Source organism: Mycobacterium sp. E183 (assembly GCF_001667735.1).
In the GTDB taxonomy this organism is placed as follows: Bacteria; Actinomycetota; Actinomycetes; order Mycobacteriales; family Mycobacteriaceae; genus Mycobacterium.
In genome coordinates, this window is record NZ_LZJN01000214.1 from 49,547 (window position 1) to 69,808 (window position 20,262).

At 69.1% G+C, this 20,262-nt stretch carries 19 protein-coding genes; 7 read left to right on the plus strand and 12 right to left on the minus strand.

Annotated elements, in window-relative coordinates; all coding sequences use genetic code 11:
- Positions 1 to 14 precede the first annotated feature (14 nt).
- The 3 genes from A5691_RS26555 to A5691_RS26565 are packed head-to-tail and all read left to right on the plus strand — an operon-like array spanning position 15 to position 3,138.
- Positions 15 to 965 (plus strand): hypothetical protein, encoded by a 951-nt coding sequence (locus A5691_RS26555; RefSeq protein WP_068018075.1) that lies wholly within the window; start codon positions 15 to 17, stop codon positions 963 to 965.
- Positions 962 to 1,291 carry a hypothetical protein gene (locus A5691_RS26560; RefSeq protein WP_067757671.1) on the plus strand — a complete coding sequence of 110 codons (330 nt, stop codon included), beginning with the start codon at positions 962 to 964 and terminating at the stop codon, positions 1,289 to 1,291. Before A5691_RS26555 ends, A5691_RS26560 begins: the two co-directional genes overlap by 4 nt.
- Positions 1,288 to 3,138, plus strand: a complete 1,851-nt coding sequence (locus A5691_RS26565) for a GMC family oxidoreductase (protein WP_067781609.1) — start codon at positions 1,288 to 1,290, stop codon at positions 3,136 to 3,138. Before A5691_RS26560 ends, A5691_RS26565 begins: the two co-directional genes overlap by 4 nt.
- Here A5691_RS26565 and A5691_RS29250 read toward each other — a convergent pair.
- The 4 genes from A5691_RS29250 to A5691_RS26580 form a co-directional block, all read right to left on the minus strand.
- Entirely contained in the window at positions 3,089 to 3,376 is a 288-nt protein-coding gene (locus A5691_RS29250; protein ID WP_082950513.1) for a hypothetical protein, read from the minus strand. The genes A5691_RS26565 and A5691_RS29250 overlap by 50 nt on opposite strands.
- The gene (locus A5691_RS29030; protein ID WP_068018072.1) at positions 3,373 to 4,569 is read right to left on the minus strand and encodes a PPE family protein; all 1,197 of its coding nucleotides are present in this window, start codon (positions 4,567 to 4,569) and stop codon (positions 3,373 to 3,375) included. Before A5691_RS29030 ends, A5691_RS29250 begins: the two co-directional genes overlap by 4 nt.
- Before the next feature lie 170 nt (positions 4,570 to 4,739).
- Positions 4,740 to 7,676 carry an RND family transporter gene (locus tag A5691_RS26575; RefSeq protein ID WP_067888999.1) on the minus strand — a complete coding sequence of 979 codons (2,937 nt, stop codon included), beginning with the start codon at positions 7,674 to 7,676 and terminating at the stop codon, positions 4,740 to 4,742.
- Positions 7,673 to 8,095, minus strand: a complete 423-nt coding sequence (locus A5691_RS26580; RefSeq protein ID WP_197499033.1) for an MmpS family transport accessory protein — start codon at positions 8,093 to 8,095, stop codon at positions 7,673 to 7,675. Before A5691_RS26580 ends, A5691_RS26575 begins: the two co-directional genes overlap by 4 nt.
- A 766-nt stretch (positions 8,096 to 8,861) precedes the next feature.
- Between A5691_RS26580 and A5691_RS26585 the strand changes: the two genes are divergently transcribed.
- Complete coding sequence (locus A5691_RS26585; RefSeq protein ID WP_067757656.1) at positions 8,862 to 9,359, plus strand: hypothetical protein; 498 nt, start codon at positions 8,862 to 8,864, stop codon at positions 9,357 to 9,359.
- On the opposite strand, the gene regX is transcribed toward A5691_RS26585, so the two are convergent.
- The 6 genes from regX to A5691_RS26615 all read right to left on the minus strand — a co-directional run bounded on the left by regX (position 9,356) and on the right by A5691_RS26615 (position 15,306).
- Positions 9,356 to 10,039 (minus strand): two-component sensory transduction protein RegX, encoded by a 684-nt coding sequence (gene regX, locus A5691_RS26590; protein ID WP_007167631.1) that lies wholly within the window; start codon positions 10,037 to 10,039, stop codon positions 9,356 to 9,358. The genes A5691_RS26585 and regX overlap by 4 nt on opposite strands.
- A gap of 46 nt (positions 10,040 to 10,085) precedes the next feature.
- Positions 10,086 to 11,306: a cell wall metabolism sensor histidine kinase WalK gene (locus tag A5691_RS26595; protein ID WP_156670177.1), complete on the minus strand. Its 1,221-nt coding sequence runs from the start codon at positions 11,304 to 11,306 to the stop codon at positions 10,086 to 10,088.
- A gap of 152 nt (positions 11,307 to 11,458) precedes the next feature.
- Positions 11,459 to 12,208, minus strand: a complete 750-nt coding sequence (locus tag A5691_RS26600; RefSeq protein ID WP_067757650.1) for a phosphoglyceromutase — start codon at positions 12,206 to 12,208, stop codon at positions 11,459 to 11,461.
- 10 nt (positions 12,209 to 12,218) lie between these two features.
- The gene (locus A5691_RS26605; RefSeq protein ID WP_067757647.1) at positions 12,219 to 12,728 is read right to left on the minus strand and encodes a YbjN domain-containing protein; all 510 of its coding nucleotides are present in this window, start codon (positions 12,726 to 12,728) and stop codon (positions 12,219 to 12,221) included.
- Positions 12,725 to 14,026: a D-inositol-3-phosphate glycosyltransferase gene (gene mshA / locus A5691_RS26610; RefSeq protein WP_231981022.1), complete on the minus strand. Its 1,302-nt coding sequence runs from the start codon at positions 14,024 to 14,026 to the stop codon at positions 12,725 to 12,727. Before mshA ends, A5691_RS26605 begins: the two co-directional genes overlap by 4 nt.
- Before the next feature lie 29 nt (positions 14,027 to 14,055).
- Positions 14,056 to 15,306 carry an ROK family transcriptional regulator gene (locus A5691_RS26615; protein ID WP_231968988.1) on the minus strand — a complete coding sequence of 417 codons (1,251 nt, stop codon included), beginning with the start codon at positions 15,304 to 15,306 and terminating at the stop codon, positions 14,056 to 14,058.
- 242 nt (positions 15,307 to 15,548) lie between these two features.
- Here A5691_RS26615 and A5691_RS26620 point away from each other — a divergent pair, with 242 nt between their 5' ends.
- On the plus strand, positions 15,549 to 16,310 hold the full coding sequence (locus A5691_RS26620) for an SDR family NAD(P)-dependent oxidoreductase (protein WP_067757634.1): 762 nt from the start codon (positions 15,549 to 15,551) through the stop codon (positions 16,308 to 16,310).
- On the opposite strand, the gene A5691_RS26625 is transcribed toward A5691_RS26620, so the two are convergent.
- Entirely contained in the window at positions 16,282 to 17,616 is a 1,335-nt protein-coding gene (locus tag A5691_RS26625) for an Ig-like domain-containing protein (RefSeq protein WP_067757631.1), read from the minus strand. The genes A5691_RS26620 and A5691_RS26625 overlap by 29 nt on opposite strands.
- A 60-nt stretch (positions 17,617 to 17,676) precedes the next feature.
- Positions 17,677 to 18,783 carry a UDP-N-acetylmuramate dehydrogenase gene (locus A5691_RS26630; RefSeq protein WP_067757629.1) on the minus strand — a complete coding sequence of 369 codons (1,107 nt, stop codon included), beginning with the start codon at positions 18,781 to 18,783 and terminating at the stop codon, positions 17,677 to 17,679.
- A gap of 26 nt (positions 18,784 to 18,809) precedes the next feature.
- Here A5691_RS26630 and A5691_RS26635 point away from each other — a divergent pair, with 26 nt between their 5' ends.
- Both A5691_RS26635 and A5691_RS26640 read left to right on the plus strand, forming a co-directional pair.
- Entirely contained in the window at positions 18,810 to 19,334 is a 525-nt protein-coding gene (locus tag A5691_RS26635) for a DUF2505 domain-containing protein (RefSeq protein WP_067757623.1), read from the plus strand.
- Between the two features lie 25 nt (positions 19,335 to 19,359).
- Positions 19,360 to 20,190, plus strand: coding sequence for a carbon-nitrogen hydrolase family protein (locus tag A5691_RS26640; RefSeq protein ID WP_067757620.1), 831 nt, complete (start codon positions 19,360 to 19,362; stop codon positions 20,188 to 20,190).
- Positions 20,191 to 20,262 lie beyond the last annotated feature (72 nt).

Sequence of the window (20,262 nt, forward strand, 5' to 3'; positions counted from 1 at the left end):
ACGGGAGGTGAGCAATGGACGACGACACGCGATCGGCATCGGCGCCGCGCTGGCGCGGCAAGGCCGGCCGCCTGGAAGTCTGGTACGCCACGCTGTCGGATCCCCGGACCCGCGCCGGACTGTGGGTGCACTGCGAGACGGTCGCCCCGCTCCGGGGCGACGCCTACGCGCACGGCTGGGCCACCTGGTTCCCCGCCGACGGCCCGCCCCGCACCGAGCGGTTCGGTCCCGCGCCCGCCCAGCCCCCGTCCGGCCCCTGGTGGTTCGACGCCGCGGGCGCGCGGGTGGGCGACAAACAGCTGACCGGGCGCGCCGGCTCAATCGCCTGGGACCTGTCCTGGGCCGAAACGGGCGCACCGCTGTGGACGTTTCCCCGCGCGGCCTGGGACCGCGAGCTGCTGCCGGGCGCCCAGGTCGTCCTCGCCCCCACCGCCGACTTCGCCGGCTCGCTCACCGTGGCCGACACCGCTTTGCGCCTCGAGGGGTGGCGCGGCGGGGTCGCCCACATCTACGGGCACGGCAACGCCAAGCGCTGGGGATGGGTGCACGCCGACCTCGGCAACGGCGATGTGGTGGAGGCGGTCAGCGCCGTCTCGCACAAGCCGGGGTTGCGCAGGCTGGCCCCGCTGGCGTTCGTCCGGTTTCGCATCGACGGAAGGGATTGGCCCGCAAGTCCATTGCCGTCACTGCGGATGCGGACCACCCTCGGCGTGGCGCACTGGCAGCTGGAGGGACGCATCGGCGGTCGGCGGGTGCTCATCCGGATCGACCAGCCGGCGGAGAAGTGCGTGAGCCTGGAATACACCGACCCCGACGGCGGCAGGGCGGTGTGCACGAACACCGAACAAGCCGACGTCCACATCGAGATCGACGACCGGCAATGGTCGGTACTGGGCACCGGGCACGCCGAGGTGGGCCTGCGCGGCGATGCGGCACCGGATGTCAACGAAAGGATCCCGACATGAGCTTTCTGCTCGACCCACCACTGCTGTTCGCCTCCGGCGTGCTCATCGAGCGGCGGCTGCCCGCCGACCAGCGCGACGTTGCGGAGGCCGCCACCCTGGGCGTCTTCTTCGGCGGGTCATTCGGGCTCTACAACAACGTGCCCGGCCTCGGGGTGCTGTGGCGCCCCTTCCGCGCCCGCAACGGCCGCGACTTCATGTGGAACAGCGGCATTTTCCGCGTGGACACCGCCAAGGCGGAGTGGCCCCTGCACGCTGCGGCGGGCGCCATCTTCGCCACCTACCCGTTCTTCATCAAGCTGGGCCGCCGCCTCGCGCGGCTGATATGAGCCTGGTCGGCTCGTTCGGCACCGCGCTGCTGCCCGAGGAACTCGGCGGCCCGGCGGCCTCCGAGCTGACGCAGCGCGTCGAGCGCTACCTGCGGCAGCTGCCGACGACGTCACGGGTGGCGGCGCGTGCCGGGCTGCTCACGCTGGCCGCGGCCAGCTACGTCACCACCGGCCGGTCGATGTCGCGGCTCGGCCCCGACCGACGCGAGCAGGTGCTGCGCCGGGTCGCCGCGCTCAGTCCGGACGCCGGCGCGGCCGTCGAGGCATTGAAGGCGATCGCGTTGCTGGCCAACGGCGCGGAAACCTATGCGCCCGAGCTTCTTTCGCACGCGAGCCAGCACGGGACGGCACGGCCAGATTCGGCGTTGAACATCGCCTCGTCGGCCGAGAGCCGCTCCGTCGTCACCGCAGACGCGGTGATCGTGGGGTCCGGCGCCGGCGGCGCGATGGTGGCCCGCTCCCTGGCGCGGGCCGGACTGGACGTCGTCGTCCTCGAGGAGGGACGCCGCTGGACCGTCGGGGAATTCCGGACCACCCATCCGATCGATCGCTATGCCGGGCTGTACCGCGGGGCCGGCGCCACCGTCGCCCTGGGGCGCCCGTCGGTGGTGCTGCCCATCGGCCGGGCGGTCGGCGGCACCACGGTGGTGAATTCCGGCACCTGCTACCGCCCGCCGCCGGCGGTGCAGCGGCGCTGGCGCGACGACTTCGGGCTCACCCTGGCCGATCCCGACCGGCTGGGCGAGCGCCTCGACGACGTCGAGCGCACGCTGCAGGTCGCCCCGGTGCCGCTGGAGATCATGGGCCGCAACGGCCGGCTGCTGCTGGACGCCGCCGCCACGCTGGGCTGGCGGGCGGCGCCCATTCCGCGCAACGCACCGGGCTGCGAAGGGTGCTGCCAGTGCGCGATCGGGTGCCCGCGCAACGCCAAGTTCGGCGTGCACCTCAACGCGCTGCCGCAGGCGTGCGCGGCGGGCGCGCGGATCATCTCCGAGGCCCGCGTCGAGCGGGTGCTGCACCGGCGCGGGCGCGCCCGCGGCGTGCGGGCCCGCCGGCCCGACGGCACGGCACTGGACGTCCTGGCCGACACCGTCATCGTGGCGGCCGGCGCCACCGAGACGCCGGGATTGTTGCGGCGCAGCGCTTTCGGCTCGCACCCGCGACTCGGCCGCAACCTGGCGCTGCATCCCGCGACGATGCTCGCGGGGCGCTTCGAGGACGACGTCGTCGCCTGGCACGGGGTGCTGCAAAGCGCCGCGGTACACGAGCTGCACGAGTCGCACGGCGTGCTGATCGAGGCCACGTCCACCCCGCCCGGAATGGGCTCGATGGTGTATCCCGGCTACGGCGCCGAGCTGCTCGGCTGGCTGGACGCCGCGCCCCGGGTGGCCACGTTCGGCGCCATGGTGGCCGACCGCGGTGTCGGGTCGGTGTCCACGGTGCGCGGTGAGACGCTGGTGCGCTACAACATCGCCCCCACCGACGTCGGCAAGCTCGTGGTGGCGATCGAGGCGATGGGCCGGCTGTTGTTCGCCGCCGGCGCGACCGAGGTGCTCACCGGTCTGCCCGGCGCGATGACGGTGACGTCGCTGCCCGCCCTGCGGGATGCGTTGCGGCGCAGCGATCCCCGAAGCCTGCACCTGGCCGCCTTCCACCCGACCGGCACGGCCGCCGCGGGCGCCGACGATCAGTTGTGCCCGGTCGACGAGGCGGGGCGGTTGCGCGGCGTGGACGGCGTGTGGGTGGCCGACGCCTCGATCCTGCCGAGCTGCCCGGAGGTCAACCCGCAGGTGTCGATCATGGCGCTGGCGCTGGGCGTGGCCGACGAGGTGATGGGTGCCCGGTGATCGTCGCCATCAACGCCGGCCGAAACGTACGCCCGGGCCGGGCGGCGTCGACGCGGGCGTCCGGTAGAGCACGCGGAGCCGCCCTCGCCTCCGGGGCGTTCGTCGTCCAGGCCGCGGGCACCGACAGCGGACCGAGTGAATCCGCGTCACCCATCCCGGCGGACGGGGCACCGACCCCGCACGCCGGGTGAAACGGCCATGCGGGCCGCGCGTTTGGGTCTGTCGGCATGTCCCTCATCCGGCGCCGGAAAGCGTTTGGGCCCAATCCAATAGCCCATCCACGTCGAGCTGGGGCTCAATCCCGGCGGTACCCGCGAGTCCCGGCGCGGCCAGCGGAGCCCCCAATGCGCCGGTCGGGCTGGGTATCGGCGTGACCGTGGCGATGCTGACGGTGCCGAAGACGTTGGTGATGGACGCGCCCGCGGGGCCGGCGATGGCGGTGGCCGTGTTGCCGATGGTCTGGACCGCGACCTGTTCCGCCCCGACGACGGGGAGTGTGGCGGAGCCGTTGACGAGGGTGACCAGGACCTCCTGGAACGATCCCGGGGTCAGGACGAGCGGGCTGGACCCGGCGGTGACGTCGACGCCGCCAGGGACCAGAACACCACCCTCGGAACAGTCGATCAGCGTGTGAATTGTGCTGCCGGGGTTGACGATAACGGATCCGAAGCTGATGAGGTTGGTGCCGGAGCCCGTGATGGTGATCGAGCCGCTGTTGAGGTACATGCCCGTGTTGGTGCCGATGGCGATGGTGCTGCCCGGTGGGGCGGTGACCGTTTCGCCTGGCGCGACGGGCGTGGCGGCGGTGGCGGTGTGCATCGTGGCATTGGCCGAAGCCAGCTGCCGGGTGGCGTTGCCGGTGGCCTGCGCCGCCAGCGTCTGGGCCTGGGCGCCCTGCCCGGCCGGGTTCGTGGTCCGCGGCGGCTCGTCGAACGGGGTCAGCCTGCTGGCGATCTCGCAGGCGGCGGAATAGCCGTACATCGCGCTGGCGTCTTCGACCCACATCTGCAGGTATTGAGCCTCGGTGGCCGCGATCGCCGGGGTGTTCTGACCGAAGAAGTTGGTCGCGATCAGCGCCAGCAATTGCGCCCGGTTGGCAGCGATCACCGGCGGCGGCACGGTCATCGCAAACGCCGCCTCGTACGCGGCCGCCGCCGCGTAGGCCTGCACGCCGGTCTGCGCGGCCTGCGCGGCGGCGCTGGACAGCCACTGCACGTAGGGTGTGGCCGCCGCCGTCATCAGCAGCGACGACGGGCCGGACCATGCCTGGCCGGTCAGACCCGCCAGCTCGGTCGCGTAGCCGGCCGCGGTGGATTCCAGCTGCGCGGCCAACGCTTCCCAACCCGCCGCGGCCGCGAGCATCGGCCCCGCCCCGGGCCCGGAGTACATCAGCCCGGAGTTGATCTCCGGAGGCAGCGACGCAAAGTCCATGTCGGCAGTCCTCTCCGCGGCGGGTGGGCCCGATTTTCAACAGCCATAGAATAATTTTTCAACGGCGATAGAATAACGTGCCTGGCGGTCGAGTACCAGCAAATGTCGTAAACGGCGCGTGACAATCAGGCCGCAGGCGGCCGCCGCGAAATGCCCGGGAAGCTAGGCGGTTACGTCTGCGGATCCGGCGCGGCCGCGTGCCGCGGCTGGTGCAGCAGCGCACGAACCAGCGGGCGCGGCCCGACGGACCGAAGCATCTGGCTGGCCGGGCGGACCCGGACCCGCTTCGGCCACCAGAACCAGCGGCCCATCAGCGTCATGATCGACGGCGTGATCAGCGTCCGAACGACGAAGGTGTCGAACATCAGACCGATACCGATCGTCGTACCGAACTGACCGATCGCCCGCAGATCGCTGGAGAGCATCGCGGCCATGGTCACGGCGAACACCACACCGGCCGCGGACACCACCGGGCCCGTCACGCCGACGCCGCGGATGAGTCCGGTGTTCAGGCCGGCCCCGATCTCCTCCTCGATCCGCGACACCAGCATCAGGTTGTAATCAGACCCCACCGCCAAGAGCACGATCAGCGCGAATTCCGTTGCCACCCAGTGCAACTGAAAGTGGCCCAGATGCTGCCAGATCAGCGTCGAGAATCCGAACGCCGCTCCCAGCGACAGCACGATCGTGCCGACGATGACGCCCGCCGCGACCAGAGCGCGGGTGACGATCACCATGATGATGAAGATCAGCACGATCGACGCCACCGCGGCGATCAGCAGGTCATACCAGGCGCCGGTGGCGATGTCGTTGAATGTCGCGGCGGTGCCGCCGAGGTAGATGTCGGCGTTCTCCAGCGAGGTGAGCTTCAGCGCCTCCTTGGCCGCGTTGCGCTCTTGCTCGACGGACTTGATGCCTTCCGCGGTTGCCGGGTCCAGGGAGTGAGTGATGATGAAGCGCGCGGCCTTTCCGTCGGGCGACACCATCAGGCTCAACCCGAACTGGAAATCGGAGTTCTGGAAGATCTCCGGCGGCAGGTAAAACAGGCTCTCCACCCGAGCGTCGTTGAACGACTTACCCATCACAGCATTGGTGTCGGTGAGCCGGTCGAACTGGTCGATCAGACTGTCGAACGAGCTGTAAATGGTCAGCGTCGTATCCCGGATCGCCTTCGACACGGCGATGTTCTCCGGAATGATCGCCAACAATTCGCGCGTGGCCGCGGCCGTGTTGGTGAGATCGCCGGTGAGGGCGTGGAACTTCTCGGCGAGCTGATCAAACCCGTCCAAGGCGTCGAACAGGCTACGCAGCGACCAGCACATCGGGATGTCGTAGCAGTGCCTCTCCCAGTAGAAGTAGCTGCGGATCGGTCGCCAGAAGTCGTCGAAATCGGCGATGTGGTCGCGAATTTCGTCGGTGATGGCGGCGGTCTCCGCCGTGGTTTTTGCGCTGTCGTCCGTCGCGTTGGCGAGCTTCTGGGTGATCGCGTACTGGCGTTCCAGCAGGGAGATCTGGGTGTCGAGGAACCCCGTGATCTTCTTGATGTCGCCGACGCGGTCTCTCAGGTAGTTGAGGTTGTCACGGATCGGCGCGGTTTGCACGCTGAGCTGGAACGGAATTGACCCGTCTTCGATCGGTGGGCCGAGCGGTCGGGTGATGCTCTGCACCCGTTCGATGCCCGGCACCCGGAAGATGGCACCGGCAACCTTGTCCAGCACCAGCATGTCTCGGGGATTGCGCAGATCGTGGTCCGATTCGATCATCAGCAGGTCCGGGTTGAGACGGGCCTGGGTGAAGTGCCGGTCGGCCGCGTCGTAGGCCTGGACCGAGGCGGCGCTATGCGGCAGGTAGTAGAGGTCGTTGTAGCGCGGGGTGAAGCCGGCGAGACCAAGGGCGCCAACGATCGCAAGAATGACGGAAATGGCGAGGATGGGCGCCGGCCAGCGCACGATGGCCGTCGCCAGGCGGCGCCACCGGGTGTAGTTGAACTTGCGCTTGGGGTCCAGAAGACCGAAGCCACTGGCGACTGCGATGAGAGCGGGCGTCAGCGTGACCCCGGCCGCCACCACCACCAGCAGACCGATCGCGCACGGGAACGCCAGCGAACTGAAGTAAGGCAGCCGGGTGAACTTCAAGCAGGCCAGCGCCCCAACAATGGTCAGACCCGAGCCCAGGACCACCTTGCTGACACCGGCGAAGGTGTCGTAATAGGCGGCTTCCCGGTCCAGACCGCGTTCACGGCCCTCCTGGTAGCGGCCCACCATGAAAATCGCGTAATCGGTACCCGCCGCGATCGCGAGTGAGGTCAGCAGGTTCACGGCGAAGGTCGACAACCCCATGACGCCGGTTTCGCCCAGCAGCGACACCACGCCGCGGCCGGACAGCAGCCCAATGAAGAGGATGAACATGGTCAGCAACACGGTGCCGATGGACCGGTAAACGAACATCAGCATGATCGCGATGATGACGACCGTGATGATGGTGATCTTGGCCAGGCTCTTGTCACCGACAACGATCACGTCGGCGGTCAGCGCTCCCTGGCCCGCGACGTAGGCCTTGACGCCGGCGGGCGGCGTGGAGTCCGCGACGATCTTGCGCACCGCGGCAACGGATTCGTCGCCGACCGCCCCTCCCTGATCGCCTTTGAGGTTGACCTGGACGTAGGCGGCCTTATGGTCGTAGCTCTCCACACCTGAGGACGTGAAGCGCTGTCCCCAGAAGTTCAGCGCGTGCTCGACGTGTTCGTGGTCGGCCTGGATCTTTTTGACTAGGTCGTCGTAGAACCGGTGCGCGTCCGGGCCGAGCGGTTTATCACCGACCAGGGTGACCAGGACGAGGTTGTCGGAGTCGTACTCCTTGAACTTCTCGCCGATGTGCTTCATCCCGGTGACCGACGGTGCGTCGGACGGCGAGAGCGGAACGGAGATCTCCTCGGCAACCTTCTCCAACTGTGGGACGAAGACGTTGACGCCGACCGCGATCAGCACCCAGCAGACGACGATCGGCAGCGCCAGGACGCGGACGGCGCGGGCGATACGCGGCTTGTGCTCGACTTCGGTGGGTTGTGCGACGGGTATTTCGTCGGTGTCGCTGGTGTTGTCGGTCATGCGGACTTGTCCAGGCAGGAGACCTGCGCATTGCGCGTCTCGGCTTGCCGTTGATCGACCAACTTGCCGTCGACCGTGATCCGGCAGCCGATGGAGGGGCTGTCACCTTGCGCGACGACGTAGGCGAAGATGCCGGGCATCTGGGCGACGATCGTCGTCGACCACGGCAACGTGGTGAAGTTGGCCTTCTGCGGTTGCGCGTCGGCATCCATCCAGTTGACGACGCCGGTGGTCCCGGCTGGCCCCAGGATTTCGTAGACGGCGGTCTTGGCGGCGTAGGGCGGGGTCGCGTCCCGCGGATCGGGCTTGGGCAGGCCGGGTCCCGGGAAAACGCCGTTGAGGCGGTCCACCGCGACGCCGCCGATGATCACCGCCACCACCACGACCACGGGAACCCATGCCCGCTTGAGAAGCGTCAACACCGTTCCCCCCGATCACGGTCGACCAATGGGCTGATGCTAAGACAGTTCACCCGTTCGAGCATTTCGTCGCGCGCCACGGCTACCCCGAACGTCATGGCTGCCGAATTAATTCCTTCGGCTGCGCCGACGTGTTCGGGGCCACGTCGCCGCCCGGGCCGTGACCACACCGCTCGCCGAAAGCCGCCTTGGGCCACTCGCCGCCGCCGGCCGGCATCACGGGCCTGGAACGGCCTGCGCCGCAGGACATTTCGCTGCCGGATGCCGGCCCGGCGCCTATTGGCCTGCCGCGCCGTCGAATTCATCGTGATCGCCGCGACGGTCGTGTCGAACCGCGCCGCGATCGACATCCGCCGACGACCGAGTTAGTTTGAAAAACTAATTCGCTGGCGCCGGCGATTTCCGGTTGAATTGCGCACTTGGCATTTCTGCGAAATGCGGAAACGGGCAGCGATTGAGGGCCCCCGCGCGTACCCTGACGACATGGCTACCAAGGTCAGGACCTGCGTGCATTGCGGCCACACGTTCGATCCCAACGACCGACCGCGCGACTTGTCCGACCCGGACTGGCTTCCGGCCGCTTCAATTTATTGTTCGCATGAATGCAGTGACCAGTTCCATTGCGAAATGTCGCATTGCTGCTCGACCCGTGCGAAAAAGAAGGGTCAGCGCGAGGGCGCCAGGGCGGCGCGATAATCCCGCTTCCCCGCCAGATCGGATATGGTGTGACCGCCCAGCTAGCAACTGTCGTCTGCGGGAGCAACCGATGGAGTTAACGACAATTCTGTGCAACCACGCCGAGGCGCAGAACAACTTGTTGTACGTCATGGGCGGCGGCGTAGACCGGGCGGTCATTCCGGCGGGACGCTCAGGGCCCTTCACGGTTTCGTTGGCCCTCGGAATCATCGCCGAGGTCCCGTGGACCGCTACCAACGAAGAGCACACCGTCACCGTCGACCTGGCGGACGAGGACGGCCATCCGGTCGAGGTCGACAAGGGATTCGGCGAGCGGGAACCGTTCCGGGCACATTTTCGATTCAACGTTGGCCGACGGCGCGATGTTGAGGACGGCGAAACCCAGTCGGTGGCGTTCGCGGTCAATATGCCCGTGCTTCAGTTGGAGAAGCTGGGGACGTACGTCTTCACCGTCACAATCGACGACGACGCTCGGCGCCGTCTGCATTACCGGTTGGTCGGCCAGACGGACGTGACCATCACGACGAACGAACCAACCAGCCGCGGACCACTCATCCCCAGGGTCTAGCCCTCCAGCTTGTAGCCCAGTCCCCGCACGGTGACCAGGTGGACCGGGTTGGCCGGGTCGGCTTCGATCTTGGACCGCAGACGCTTGACGTGGACGTCGAGCGTCTTGGTGTCGCCGACGTAGTCGGCGCCCCACACCCGATCGATCAACTGCCCGCGGGTCAGCACCCGCCCGCTGTTGCGCATCAGGTACTCGAGCAGGTCAAACTCCTTGAGCGGCAGCGTGATCGTGTCACCGTTGACCGAGACGACGTGGCGCTCGACGTCCATCCGCACCGGCCCGGACTCGAGCACACCGTCGCTGATCTCGGAGTCGTCGTCACCGCCGCGGCGGAGCACCGCGCGAATCCGGGCGATCAACTCGCGCGCCGAATACGGCTTGGTCACGTAGTCGTCGGCGCCGAGTTCCAGCCCGACGACCTTGTCGATCTCGCTGTCCCGCGCGGTCACCATGATCACCGGCACGCTGGAACGAGCACGCAGCTGCTTGCACACGTCGGTCCCCGACATGCCGGGCAGCATCAAGTCGAGCAGCACGATGTCGGCGCCGCCACGGTCGAACTCGGCCAGTGCGGCCTGTCCATCCGTCACGACGGTGGCCTCGAAGCCCTCCTTGCGCAACAGGAATGCCAGCGGATCGGCCAGCGACTCCTCGTCCTCCACGATCAGCACACTGGTCATCAGCGCGACTCCTCATCGCTTTGCTCTGCATTGTCGTACGCGCGGGTCATCTACTCAGTTCTTCCTCTCGTTGTGACCTGTTGGGCCGCACGTCGCGACCCTGCGGTTGCTCGGGTTCTTCGTCGTTGTCCTTATAGGCCGGAATCGACAGCGTGAACGTGGAACCGGTGCCCGGCTTGCTCCACACCCCGATGCTGCCGTTGTGATTGGCCGCGACATGTTTGACGATGGCCAGGCCCAGCCCGCTGCCGCCGGTGGCGCGCGAGCGTGCCTTGTCCCCCCGGAAGAACCGCTCGAAGACCCGCTCCTGATCCTCCAGCGCGATCCCGATGCCCCGGTCGGTCACGGCGATCTCGATGTTGTCGCCACGGCGGCGGCGGCTGATCGAGACCGGTGAACCGGGTGGCGAATAGGCGATCGCGTTGGACACCAGGTTGGCCAGCGCGGTGACCAGAAGCGTCTCGTCGCCCAGCACCCGGAGGCCGCTGGGCGCGTCGGTGCGAACCTCGATCTGGGCGTTGTCGGCGGCCACCTTGTGCCGTGAAATCGCCTCGGACACAACGGTATCCACGTCGACCTCGGTCACGTTGGGCAACCGTTCGGCACCCTGCAGCCGGGACAGCTCGATCAGCTCGGCGACCATGTCCCCCAGCCGGTTGGCTTCGACGAGCACCCGCTCGGCAAACCGGCGAACGGTTTCGGAGTCGTCCGAGGACGCCAACAGCGCCTCGGCGAGCAGGGCCATGGCGCCCACCGGGGTCTTGAGCTCGTGGCTGACGTTGGCCACAAAGTCGCGCCTGGTCGCCTCCATGCGCGCGTAGTCGGACTGATCGTGGGCGAACACCACGGCGAACCGCCGGTCTTCCTCGCTGAGCAACCGCGCCTGGCCGTGCACGGACAGGCCGGACCGGCCGGCCGCCCGTTTGGCCGGCCGCAGGTCGAACTCCACGTCGACGCCGCCGAGCGCCTGCTGCGCCGCTTCCCACGCCTGGTCGTCGAGCTGGCGGTCGCGCACCAGGCCCAGCTCCCTGGCCCGATCGTTGAGGTAGACGACGTCGCGGTGAGAATCGACGACCGCCACCCCGAGCGGCATCAGCGCGACGATGCGTTGCAGCATTTGCGCGACCGTTATCCCGGTCCACTCGGTGCTGACCCGCTGCCTGCGATGAGCGGCTTTCGGCGACAGCCGGGTCCCGGCTGCCACACCTATGGCCAGCCCCAGCACGGACAAGACCCCGGCCAGCAACAGCGCCGAGAACACAGTCACATAGCAAATCCTACAAATCTTCGGAAACGCTGCCCTAGCGGAACGAGGCCAAAATCGGACAAGTCACACTTTTCGCTTCAGGTGTTCCACTCCCGTTAACGCGATGTTCGGCAAACAGGCCTTTGAAACTCGCTTTGGGCCGGTGGCCGGTTTTACCGGCGCCCCTGGCTGGCAACCGCCGCGGCGCCCGCGGCGGCGGCCTCCGGGTCGAGGTAGGTGCCGCCCGCGACCACCGGCCGCAGGTCGGCGTCGAGGTCGTAGCGCAGCGGAATCCCGGTCGGGATGTTCAGCCCGACGACGTCGTCGTCGGACATCTGGTCGAGGTACTTCACCAGGGCCCGCAGCGAGTTGCCGTGCGCGACGATCAGCACCGTCTTGCCACTGCGCAGGTCCGGGACGATGACGTCGGTGAAATACGGCAGGAAACGCACGACCACGTCGGCCAGGCATTCGGTCAGCGGGCCGCCCCCGATGTCGGCGTAGCGGGGGTCGGTGTCCTGGCTGAACTGGCTGCCCTTCTCGATCGGTGGCGGCGGCGTGTCGTAGCTGCGCCGCCAGGTCATGAACTGCTCCTCGCCGTAGCGGTCCTTGGTCTCCGCCTTGTTGAGGCCCTGCAGCGCCCCGTAGTGCCGTTCGTTGAGCCGCCAGCTGCGCCGCACCGGAATCCACAACCGGTCGGCGGCGTCGAGGGCCAGGTGCGCGGTGGTGATCGCGCGGCGCAGCAGCGACGTGTAAAGGACGTCGGGCAACAGGTTCTGCTCGGCCAGCAGCTCGCCGCTGCGCACCGCCTCGGCCCGGCCCTTCTCGGTCAGGTCCACGTCGACCCATCCGGTGAACTGGTTGCTTGCGTTCCATTCGCTCTCGCCGTGGCGGAGCAGCACCAACGTGCCGGTATCTCCCATGCCGGCTAGCTTATTCGTCGTCTTCGTCGATCAAATGAGCGAACGCCTGCAGGTTCTTCAGCGACTCGCCGCGAGACACCCGCCAGTCCCACTCTTTTTGGATCGACGAGCGAAATCCCAACTCCAGCAACGTATTGAAGTCCGCGTCGACCGCTTCGAGCACCTGCCCGAGCACCCGGTCGATCTCGTCGGCGTCCACGGACGCGAGCGACATGCGTCCCACCAGGTAGATGTCGCCGACGTTGTCCAGCGTGTAGGCCACGCCGTAGAGGCGGCGGTTGCGCCTGAGCAGGAAGCGGTAGACCCCCTCGTGGTTCTCGTCGGGCCTGCGGCACACGAACGCCTCGATGCGCACCGAGTGCTCGCCGACGCTCAGGATGGTGTTGGTCTTGAGCTTGCGCTCGCCGGGCAGCTCCACCACCAGTCCCGACCGGCCGCCGTGCGCGCCGTCGTGTTTCGAGTACACAAGACCGCTGGCCTGCAGCGCGTCCTCGATCACGCGCTCGACCGTGGGGCTCACGCGCCGACCCCGCGGCGCTCGGCGGTGTACCCGCTGATCGCGCGGCGATAGCTGGTCAGCAGCGCGTCGGTGGTGTTCTCCCAGGAGAACGTGGCCGCGTGTGCGGCGGCGGCCCGGCTCATCGCCTCGGCCTGCGGCGCCGGCAAGCGCAGCATTCGGTCCAGCGCGCCCGCCCACCGATCGACGTCATGGCCGGCCACCAGCGTGCCGGTGATCCCGTCCCGCACGGCCACCGGGAGACCGCCGACCGCGGCGGCCACCACCGGGGTGCCACAGGCCTGGGCCTCGACGGCGACCAGGCCGAACGACTCCGAATAGCTCGGCACCGCGACCAGGCTGGCGGCCTGGAACAGGGTGGCCAGGTCCGAGCGGGACTGCGGGGGCAGGAAAGTCACCCGCGCGGCGATGCCGAGTTCGTCGGCGAGCCGCCGCAGCCCGTCCGGGGAGGCCAGGCCGCTGCCCGACGGGCCGCCGGCGACCACGATGCGCACGCCCGGCAGTTTCGCGGCGGCCCGCAGCACGATGTCGGGGGCCTTCAACGGCTGGATTCGCCCGACGAACGCCACCACGTCCTCGTCGAGCGGCAGCCCCAGGGCGGCCCGGGCCGCGCGGCGCTCACCCGGGCGGAACACCTCGAGATCGACGCCGGGGTGGACCACGTCGATGCGGGCCGGGTCGGCGCGGTGGATCGAAATCAATTGCCTGGCTTCGTCATCGGTGTTGACGATCAGCCGGTCCGCCTCGTCGACGACCTGCTGCTCGCCGACCGTGCGCAGCGGCGGCTCGGGCGCGTCACCCGCGGCCAGCGCGGCATTCTTGACCGCGGCGAGCGTGTGCGCGGTGTGCACCAGCGGCACCGCCCAGCGGTCGCGGGCCAGCCAGCCGACCTGTCCGGACAGCCAGTAGTGCGAATGCACGATGTCGTAATAGCCCGGCTCGTGCGACGCTTCGGCGCGCAGCACCCCCGCGGCGAACGCGCACAGCTGGGTGGGCAGGTCGTATTTGTCCAGCCCCTCGAACGGCCCCGCCACCACGTTGCGCACCAGCACGCCGGGCGCCACCCGGGCGACGGGCGGGTCGGCGGACGCGGTGGCCCGGGTGAAGATCTCCACCTCGATGCCGCGGCGCGCCAGGTGCAACGCGGTCTGCAGCACGTAGACGTTCAGGCCCCCGGCGTCGCCGGTGCCCGGCTGCGCCAGGGGCGAAGTGTGCACCGCCAACACTGCGACGCGGCGCGGTTTCAGCCGGAAGACGTCATCGTGCCGCACTCTTTCATCTTTACAGGACGTTCGGCCCACGAGCCCAGCGCCCAGGACACGGCTTCGCGTTAAGCGGAAGGCTCGTCGGCGGAGACGTCGCGCAGCCGCGGGCCCAGCGCCCCCGCGCGGCGCATCGCACCGAGCGGGTCGGCATACAGCCCGCCCAGCGACACGGTTCCGGCGCCGGCCTCCTGCACCCGGTTCCCGAAGACGGTGACGCGGATGTCGCGTGCCGGCAACACCGAGTGCTCGGCGAACGCCGCCTCGACGTGCTCCATGCCCTCGGGATACTCGGTGAAGGCCTGGCCGCCGACTACCAGCTCGTCGGGGTTGAGCATGTCGCGCAGCAACGCCACGGCCTGCCCGAGCACCCGGCCCCGCTCGTTGAGCAGCTGTTTCGCCTGCTCGTTGCCGCCGCGGGCCAGCCGCAGCAGATCGTTGATGCCGGCCGCCGACGCGTTCGGGCGGCCCGCGGGCGCGAACGGCAGGATGCGCAGCCGGCGCGCGGCGGTCAGGACCGCCTCGTCGCTGACGGTGGATTCCAGCTGGCCGGTGCCGCCCAGCAACTCGGAGTGGGCGGGCAGGGCGGCGATCGTGCCCGGGCCGCTGGCCGGGCAGTGCACCCGCCCGCCGATCACCAGCGCGTAGCCCACGGTCTCACGGGCGTAGACGTACAGGCTGGTGGGCGAGCTGGGCACGAATCGCCGCAGTCCGAGCAGCAGCTCGGCCCCGGCCATGGCGTCGACGTGCGAGGCCACCGAGACGGGCAGTCCCAGCGCATCGGCCAGCACGGGGCCAACCGGCGCCTGCCGCCAGCCGAGCCGCGGGTGGTCGACGTGGCCGGTCGCGCTGTCGACCGTGCCGCCGATCGCGACGCCGACCCACAGCGGGCGCCGCCGATGCCAGCGCTGCAGGTAGCGGGCGGCGCTCTCGGCCAGCGTCGCCAGGGCGGGCCCGGCGGGGCTGAGCGGTGTCGGCGTCTCGACGGTGTCGAGCGTGCGACCGAACAGGTCGGTGGCCACGATGCTGGTGGTGCGGGCGCCGATGTGGATGCCCAGCGTCACGAACGGTTCGTGGTTGACCTCGACCGGCACGCGGGGCCGACCGATCGCGCCGGAGACGGCCAGGTCGGCGCGTTCCCGCAGCAAACCGGCCTCGAGCAGGGCGATGACCTGGCGGTTGACCGTCGCGATGCTCAGCGAGGTGACGCCGGCGATGACGTCACGGCCGACGGGGCCGCGCAAGCGGACGGCCCGGAAAACCGAGGCCGCCGCCGAGTCGGCGATGTGCAGGGCCGGCGGCACGATCTGACGCCGCACCGACCGGTGGCCCTTGTAGGTGGCACGGGTGGGCGAATGATGAGTCTGGGTGAGGGTATTCGAGCGCACGAGCGTCCTTTGTCCGAGTCTTTGTTGGCCGTCACTGGCCACACCTGAAAGTCAGGAGCGGCAAAGTGCGCGACAACAACACGCACCCGCCGCGCAGAGACACGCGGTGGTGGTGCTGGACAGGGCGCTGAGGTGCACCTCGAAAATTTAGCACGCTCACTAAGGTTGTTTCTATGACTGGAAATGTCAGGAATGAACGCGTCGCCGTGGTCACGGGGGCCAGCTCCGGAATCGGCGAGGCGACGGCCCAGACCCTCGCTGCGCAGGGCTTTCACGTGGTCGCGGTCGCGCGCCGGGCCGACCGCATCAACGCCCTGGCGAGGGAGATCGGCGGAACCGCCATTGTGGCCGACGTCACAGACGACGCCGCGGTCACCGCGCTCGCCGACGAGCTGAGCCGGGTCGACGTGCTGGTCAACAACGCCGGGGGCGCCCGCGGCCTGGCGCCAGTCGCCGAAGCCGACTTCGAGCATTGGCGATGGATGTGGGAGACCAACGTGATGGGCACGCTGCGGGTCACCCGCGCGCTGCTGCCCAAGCTCATCGACTCGGGCGACGGGCTGATCGTCACGGTTACTTCGGTTGCCGCACTTGAGGTTTACGACGGGGGCGCCGGTTACACGGCGGCCAAACACGCGCAGGGGGCGTTGCACCGCACGCTGCGCGGTGAGCTGCTGGGCAAGCCGGTTCGGCTGACCGAGATCGCGCCGGGCGCGGTCGAGACGGAGTTTTCGCTGGTCCGCTTCGACGGCGATCAGCAACGCGCCGACTCGGTGTACACCGGCCTCACGCCGTTGGTGGCCGCCGACGTCGCCGAAGTGATCGGCTTCGTGGCCTCGCGGCCGCCGCACGTCGACCTCGACCTGATCGTCATGAAGCCGCGCGACCAGGCGTCGGCCACCCGCTTTAACCGCCGGGGCCAGTCCCCGGACTAGGCGAGGTGGTGGTCGTCGTCGGCGTGCCGGACAGGCTCGGGGCGGTCGACGGCGTCACCGGCGCGGTCACCGGGATCTGGGTTGACGGCGGGTGCGCCGTGGGCGGCGGCAGCGCCGACATCGCGACCCAGGTGTCCCAGTCGACGGCCCAGTCCCAGATGTCGCCGTCGGAGTAGGACAGCTGGATCGAGCTGCCCGTCACCTCGACCGGGTCGCCGTACATCGCGGACTGGTAGTACTGCTCCGCGTCGCCGGTCGACAGGTTGATGCAGCCGTTGGTGACGTTGGTGTTGCCCTGCGCGCCCGCACTCATCGGATTGGCGTGGATGAACTCGCCGTTGTTCGAGATCCGCACCGCCCACCGTTCGTGCACGTGGCTGTAGCCGGCGGCCGGGTTGGACATGTAGAAGTCCGCGTACTTCTCGGTGACCACGTGGATGCCGTTGCGGGTGACGTTGCGCGCCTTGTCGGCCTCGCCGTAGCTGCACGGGAAGTCCATGATGACGCCTTCGTCCCTGACCACCTGGATGCGGTGCGACGAGACCTCGGCCTTGACCACCTGCCGGCGACCGATCTGGATGTTCAGCGAGATGTCGTCGGCGCCGTAGGCGCTGTCGCCGAACGGCAGCCCATACAACTTGGCGTCGACGTTGACCGTGGTGCCCGCCGGGTAGTACTCGCGGGTGCGGTAGTGCACGCGGGCGCCCTGCGCCTCGTCGGGCAACCAGGCCCAACTGCCCTCGACGGGCGGGTTGGTGGTGACGGTCAACGCCTTCTCGACGGCGGCCTTGTCGGTGATCGGCGCGTCGAACTGGATGATGATCGGCGCCGCGACCCCGACGGTCTGGCCGTCGGCCAGCTGGAATGCCCCGCCGATCTTCTTGGTGGGCGTCACGGTGGTGAACTTGCCCGTCACCGGGATGGCCTTGCCGTCGTGCCCCACGGCCGAGCCGCTCCAGGTGTAGGTCGCGTCGTAGCCCAGCGGCTCGGTGGTGCTGTAGACGGTGCGGTCGGAGTTGAACTTGCCCGCCACGGCCTTGCCCGCGGAATTGGTCAGCGTCACGTGCTGGAACCAGCCGTCGCTGATCTCGACGCTGATCGGCGCGATCGGCACCACGTTCTCGGTCGCATCGGCCGGCTGGAACTTCAGCTTCGGCGCGGGCTGCTCCTTCTTCTCGGCCTGCTTGGCGGCCGGGCCGCCGCACGCGGCCAAGACGCTGGGGGCGAACATCCCCAGTCCGAGGGTCGCCAAAGCCACGCGCCGGTTGATCGGCTGCGGGTCGCGCGACGTGCTCACGAAAGTCAAAGATACCGGGCAAAATCCACCAACTCCGCCGCGACAATTCGGGCGTCGGCGGATTCGGAGCTATAGCCTGCAGCCGAGCAGGACCGGCTCCGGTTTCAATGTGACACCAAACACATCACGAACCCCGTCGCGGATGACCCGGGCCAGCGCGATCACCTCTTCGGTGGTGGCCCCGCCGCGGTTGGTCAGCGCCAGCGCGTGCTTGGTGGACAGCCGGCACCGGGCCCCCGGATCGTCCGGATATCCCTTGGCGAAGCCGGCCCGCTCCACCAGCCAGCCGGCGGCCAGCTTGACGCCGTCGGGGGCCGGGTAGTGCGGAACCGGGCCGCGGTCGTCTCCGAAAGTGTGGGCCAGCCGCTCGTAAACCTCGGGTGCGACCACCGGGTTGGTGAAGAATGAACCCACGCTCCAGGTGTCGTGGTCGTCCGGGTCGAGCACCATGCCCTTGCGGCCCCGCAGCGTGAGCACCGCCCGGCGCACCGCCCGTGGGTCGGCCCGCTCGCCGCCGCTCACGCCCAACGCGGCCGCCAGCTCCCCGTAGCGCAGCGGCGCGCTCTGGCCCGAGGCGTCCAGCGCGAACTCGACTTCCAATACCACCCAAGGGGTTTCGGGGCCGGCCTGCTTCAGCACGCTGGTGCGATAGCCGAAGCCGAGCTCGCCGCCCGGCACCCAGCGCACCTCCCCGCTGTCGCGGTCCAGGATCCGCACGCGGGTGATGGTGTCGGAGACCTCGGCGCCGTAGGCTCCGACATTTTGCACCGGGGTGGCCCCGGCCGAACCGGGAATCCCGGACAGGCATTCCAGCCCGCCCAGACCATGCTCGATGGCGGCTACCACGACGTCGTCCCACACCGCGCCCGCCTCCGCGCGCACCAGGGTGTTGTCGATCGTGATGCCGCTGTTGGCCAACCGCACCGCGGTCAGGTCCGTCAGGCTGTCCGCGATCACCAGGTTGGACCCGCCGGCGAACACCAGCACCGGGGAACGTTCTCCCCCACGGCTTTCGGCATCCAGCTCCCGCACCACAGCGATCACCTGGTCGGTGCTGGCGCAGGTGATCAGGCGGCGGGCCACCGGCCCCACCCGCAACGTCGTCAGCGGCGCGAGCGACACTGCTTCGGCGACCTGCGCGCCGGCGAACGTCGGACCGGCGTCGCTGGATTTCATGGCCCGTAACGGTAGCCTCACCTGCTATGCCGCGTTCATTCGACTTGTCGGCCGACTACGACGGCAGCGTTGAAGAGGTTCATCGGGCGTTCACGGACGAGACCTATTGGCGGGCACGGCTGGCCGGATCCGGCGTTGACATCGCCACGCTGGAATCGATGCGGGTCGGTGGCGAAACCGGGGACGACGACACCGTCGAGGTCGTCACCGTGCAAGTGATCCACAGCCACAAGCTGCCCGGGATGGTCACGCAGCTGCACAGCGGCGATCTGCGCATCCGGCGAGAGGAAGTGTGGGGACCGGTCGCCGACGGCACCGCGCAGGGCACCGTCGTCGGCTCGATTCTGGACGCCCCGGTCAACCTGACCGGCACCGCGACGCTGTTGCCGATCCTGGAGACGGGCGGCGCCCGGCTGACGTTCCGGGCCACCGTCCAGGTGCGCGTCCCGATCATCGGCGGCAAGCTGGAGAACATCATCGGCACCCAGTTGGCCGAGCTGGTGGCGGCGGAGCAACGGTTCACCACGGAGTGGATCGCCAAAACGGTATGAGGGCGGCGAGCCTAAGCTGGCGCCCATGCGAATCGCGCTGGCCCAAATCCTCAGCGGGACCGACCCGGCCGCCAACCTAGGGCTGGTCCGCGAGTACAGCGCGCAGGCCGCCGACGCGGGTGCCCAGTTGGTGGTGTTCCCGGAGGCGACCATGTGCCGGTTCGGCGTTCCGCTGGCGCCCGTCGCCGAGCCGGTCGACGGGCCGTGGGCGACGGGTGTGCGACGGATCGCGACCGACTGCGGAATCACGGTGATCGCCGGCATGTTCACGCCGGCCGGGGACGGCCGGGTGAAGAACACGCTGATCGCGGCCGGTCCGGGCAGCCCCAACGAGCCGAACGCGCACTACGACAAGATCCACCTCTACGACGCCTTCGGCTTCACCGAGTCGCGCACCGTGGCCCCCGGCCACGAGCCGGTGGTGATCACGGTCGCCGGCGTCCGGGTGGGGTTGTCCGTCTGCTACGACATCCGCTTCCCGGCGCTGTACACCGAGCTGGCCCGCCGCGGCGCCCAGCTGATCGCCGTGTGCGCGTCGTGGGGCTCGGGGCCCGGCAAGCTCGACCAGTGGACGCTCCTGGCGCGGGCCCGCGCCCTCGACTCGATGAGTTACGTTGCGGCGGCCGGCCAGGCCGACCCGGGCGCACCGCTGACGGAGTCGGGCGCGCCCACCGGGGTGGGTGGCAGCCTGGTGGCCTCGCCGTTCGGTGAAGTCGTCGCGTCGGCCGGGTCCGGGCCGCAGTTGGTGGTGGCCGACATCGACGTCGACCGGGTCGTCAAGGCGCGCGAGAGCATCGCGGTGCTGCGCAACCACTCAGATTTCGCTCAGCTCGATAGGGCAGAATCAGTCGGGTGACGAACCCACAAGGACCGCCGAACCAGGACCCTTCGACGTGGGGCCGTCCCGGCAACCAAGGCCCGTTCGGTC

Coding starts and splice junctions, on each gene's coding strand:
- A5691_RS26555 (WP_068018075.1), top strand. CDS start 15: ATGGACGACGACACGCGATCGGCATCGGCGCCGCGCTGGCGCGGCAAG.
- A5691_RS26560 (WP_067757671.1), top strand. CDS start 962: ATGAGCTTTCTGCTCGACCCACCACTGCTGTTCGCCTCCGGCGTGCTC.
- A5691_RS26565 (WP_067781609.1), top strand. CDS start 1,288: ATGAGCCTGGTCGGCTCGTTCGGCACCGCGCTGCTGCCCGAGGAACTC.
- A5691_RS29250 (WP_082950513.1), bottom strand. CDS start 3,376: ATGAGGGACATGCCGACAGACCCAAACGCGCGGCCCGCATGGCCGTTT.
- A5691_RS29030 (WP_068018072.1), bottom strand. CDS start 4,569: ATGGACTTTGCGTCGCTGCCTCCGGAGATCAACTCCGGGCTGATGTAC.
- A5691_RS26575 (WP_067888999.1), bottom strand. CDS start 7,676: ATGACCGACAACACCAGCGACACCGACGAAATACCCGTCGCACAACCC.
- A5691_RS26585 (WP_067757656.1), top strand. CDS start 8,862: ATGGAGTTAACGACAATTCTGTGCAACCACGCCGAGGCGCAGAACAAC.
- regX (WP_007167631.1), bottom strand. CDS start 10,039: ATGACCAGTGTGCTGATCGTGGAGGACGAGGAGTCGCTGGCCGATCCG.
- A5691_RS26600 (WP_067757650.1), bottom strand. CDS start 12,208: ATGGGAGATACCGGCACGTTGGTGCTGCTCCGCCACGGCGAGAGCGAA.
- A5691_RS26620 (WP_067757634.1), top strand. CDS start 15,549: ATGACTGGAAATGTCAGGAATGAACGCGTCGCCGTGGTCACGGGGGCC.
- A5691_RS26630 (WP_067757629.1), bottom strand. CDS start 18,783: ATGAAATCCAGCGACGCCGGTCCGACGTTCGCCGGCGCGCAGGTCGCC.
- A5691_RS26635 (WP_067757623.1), top strand. CDS start 18,810: ATGCCGCGTTCATTCGACTTGTCGGCCGACTACGACGGCAGCGTTGAA.
- A5691_RS26640 (WP_067757620.1), top strand. CDS start 19,360: ATGCGAATCGCGCTGGCCCAAATCCTCAGCGGGACCGACCCGGCCGCC.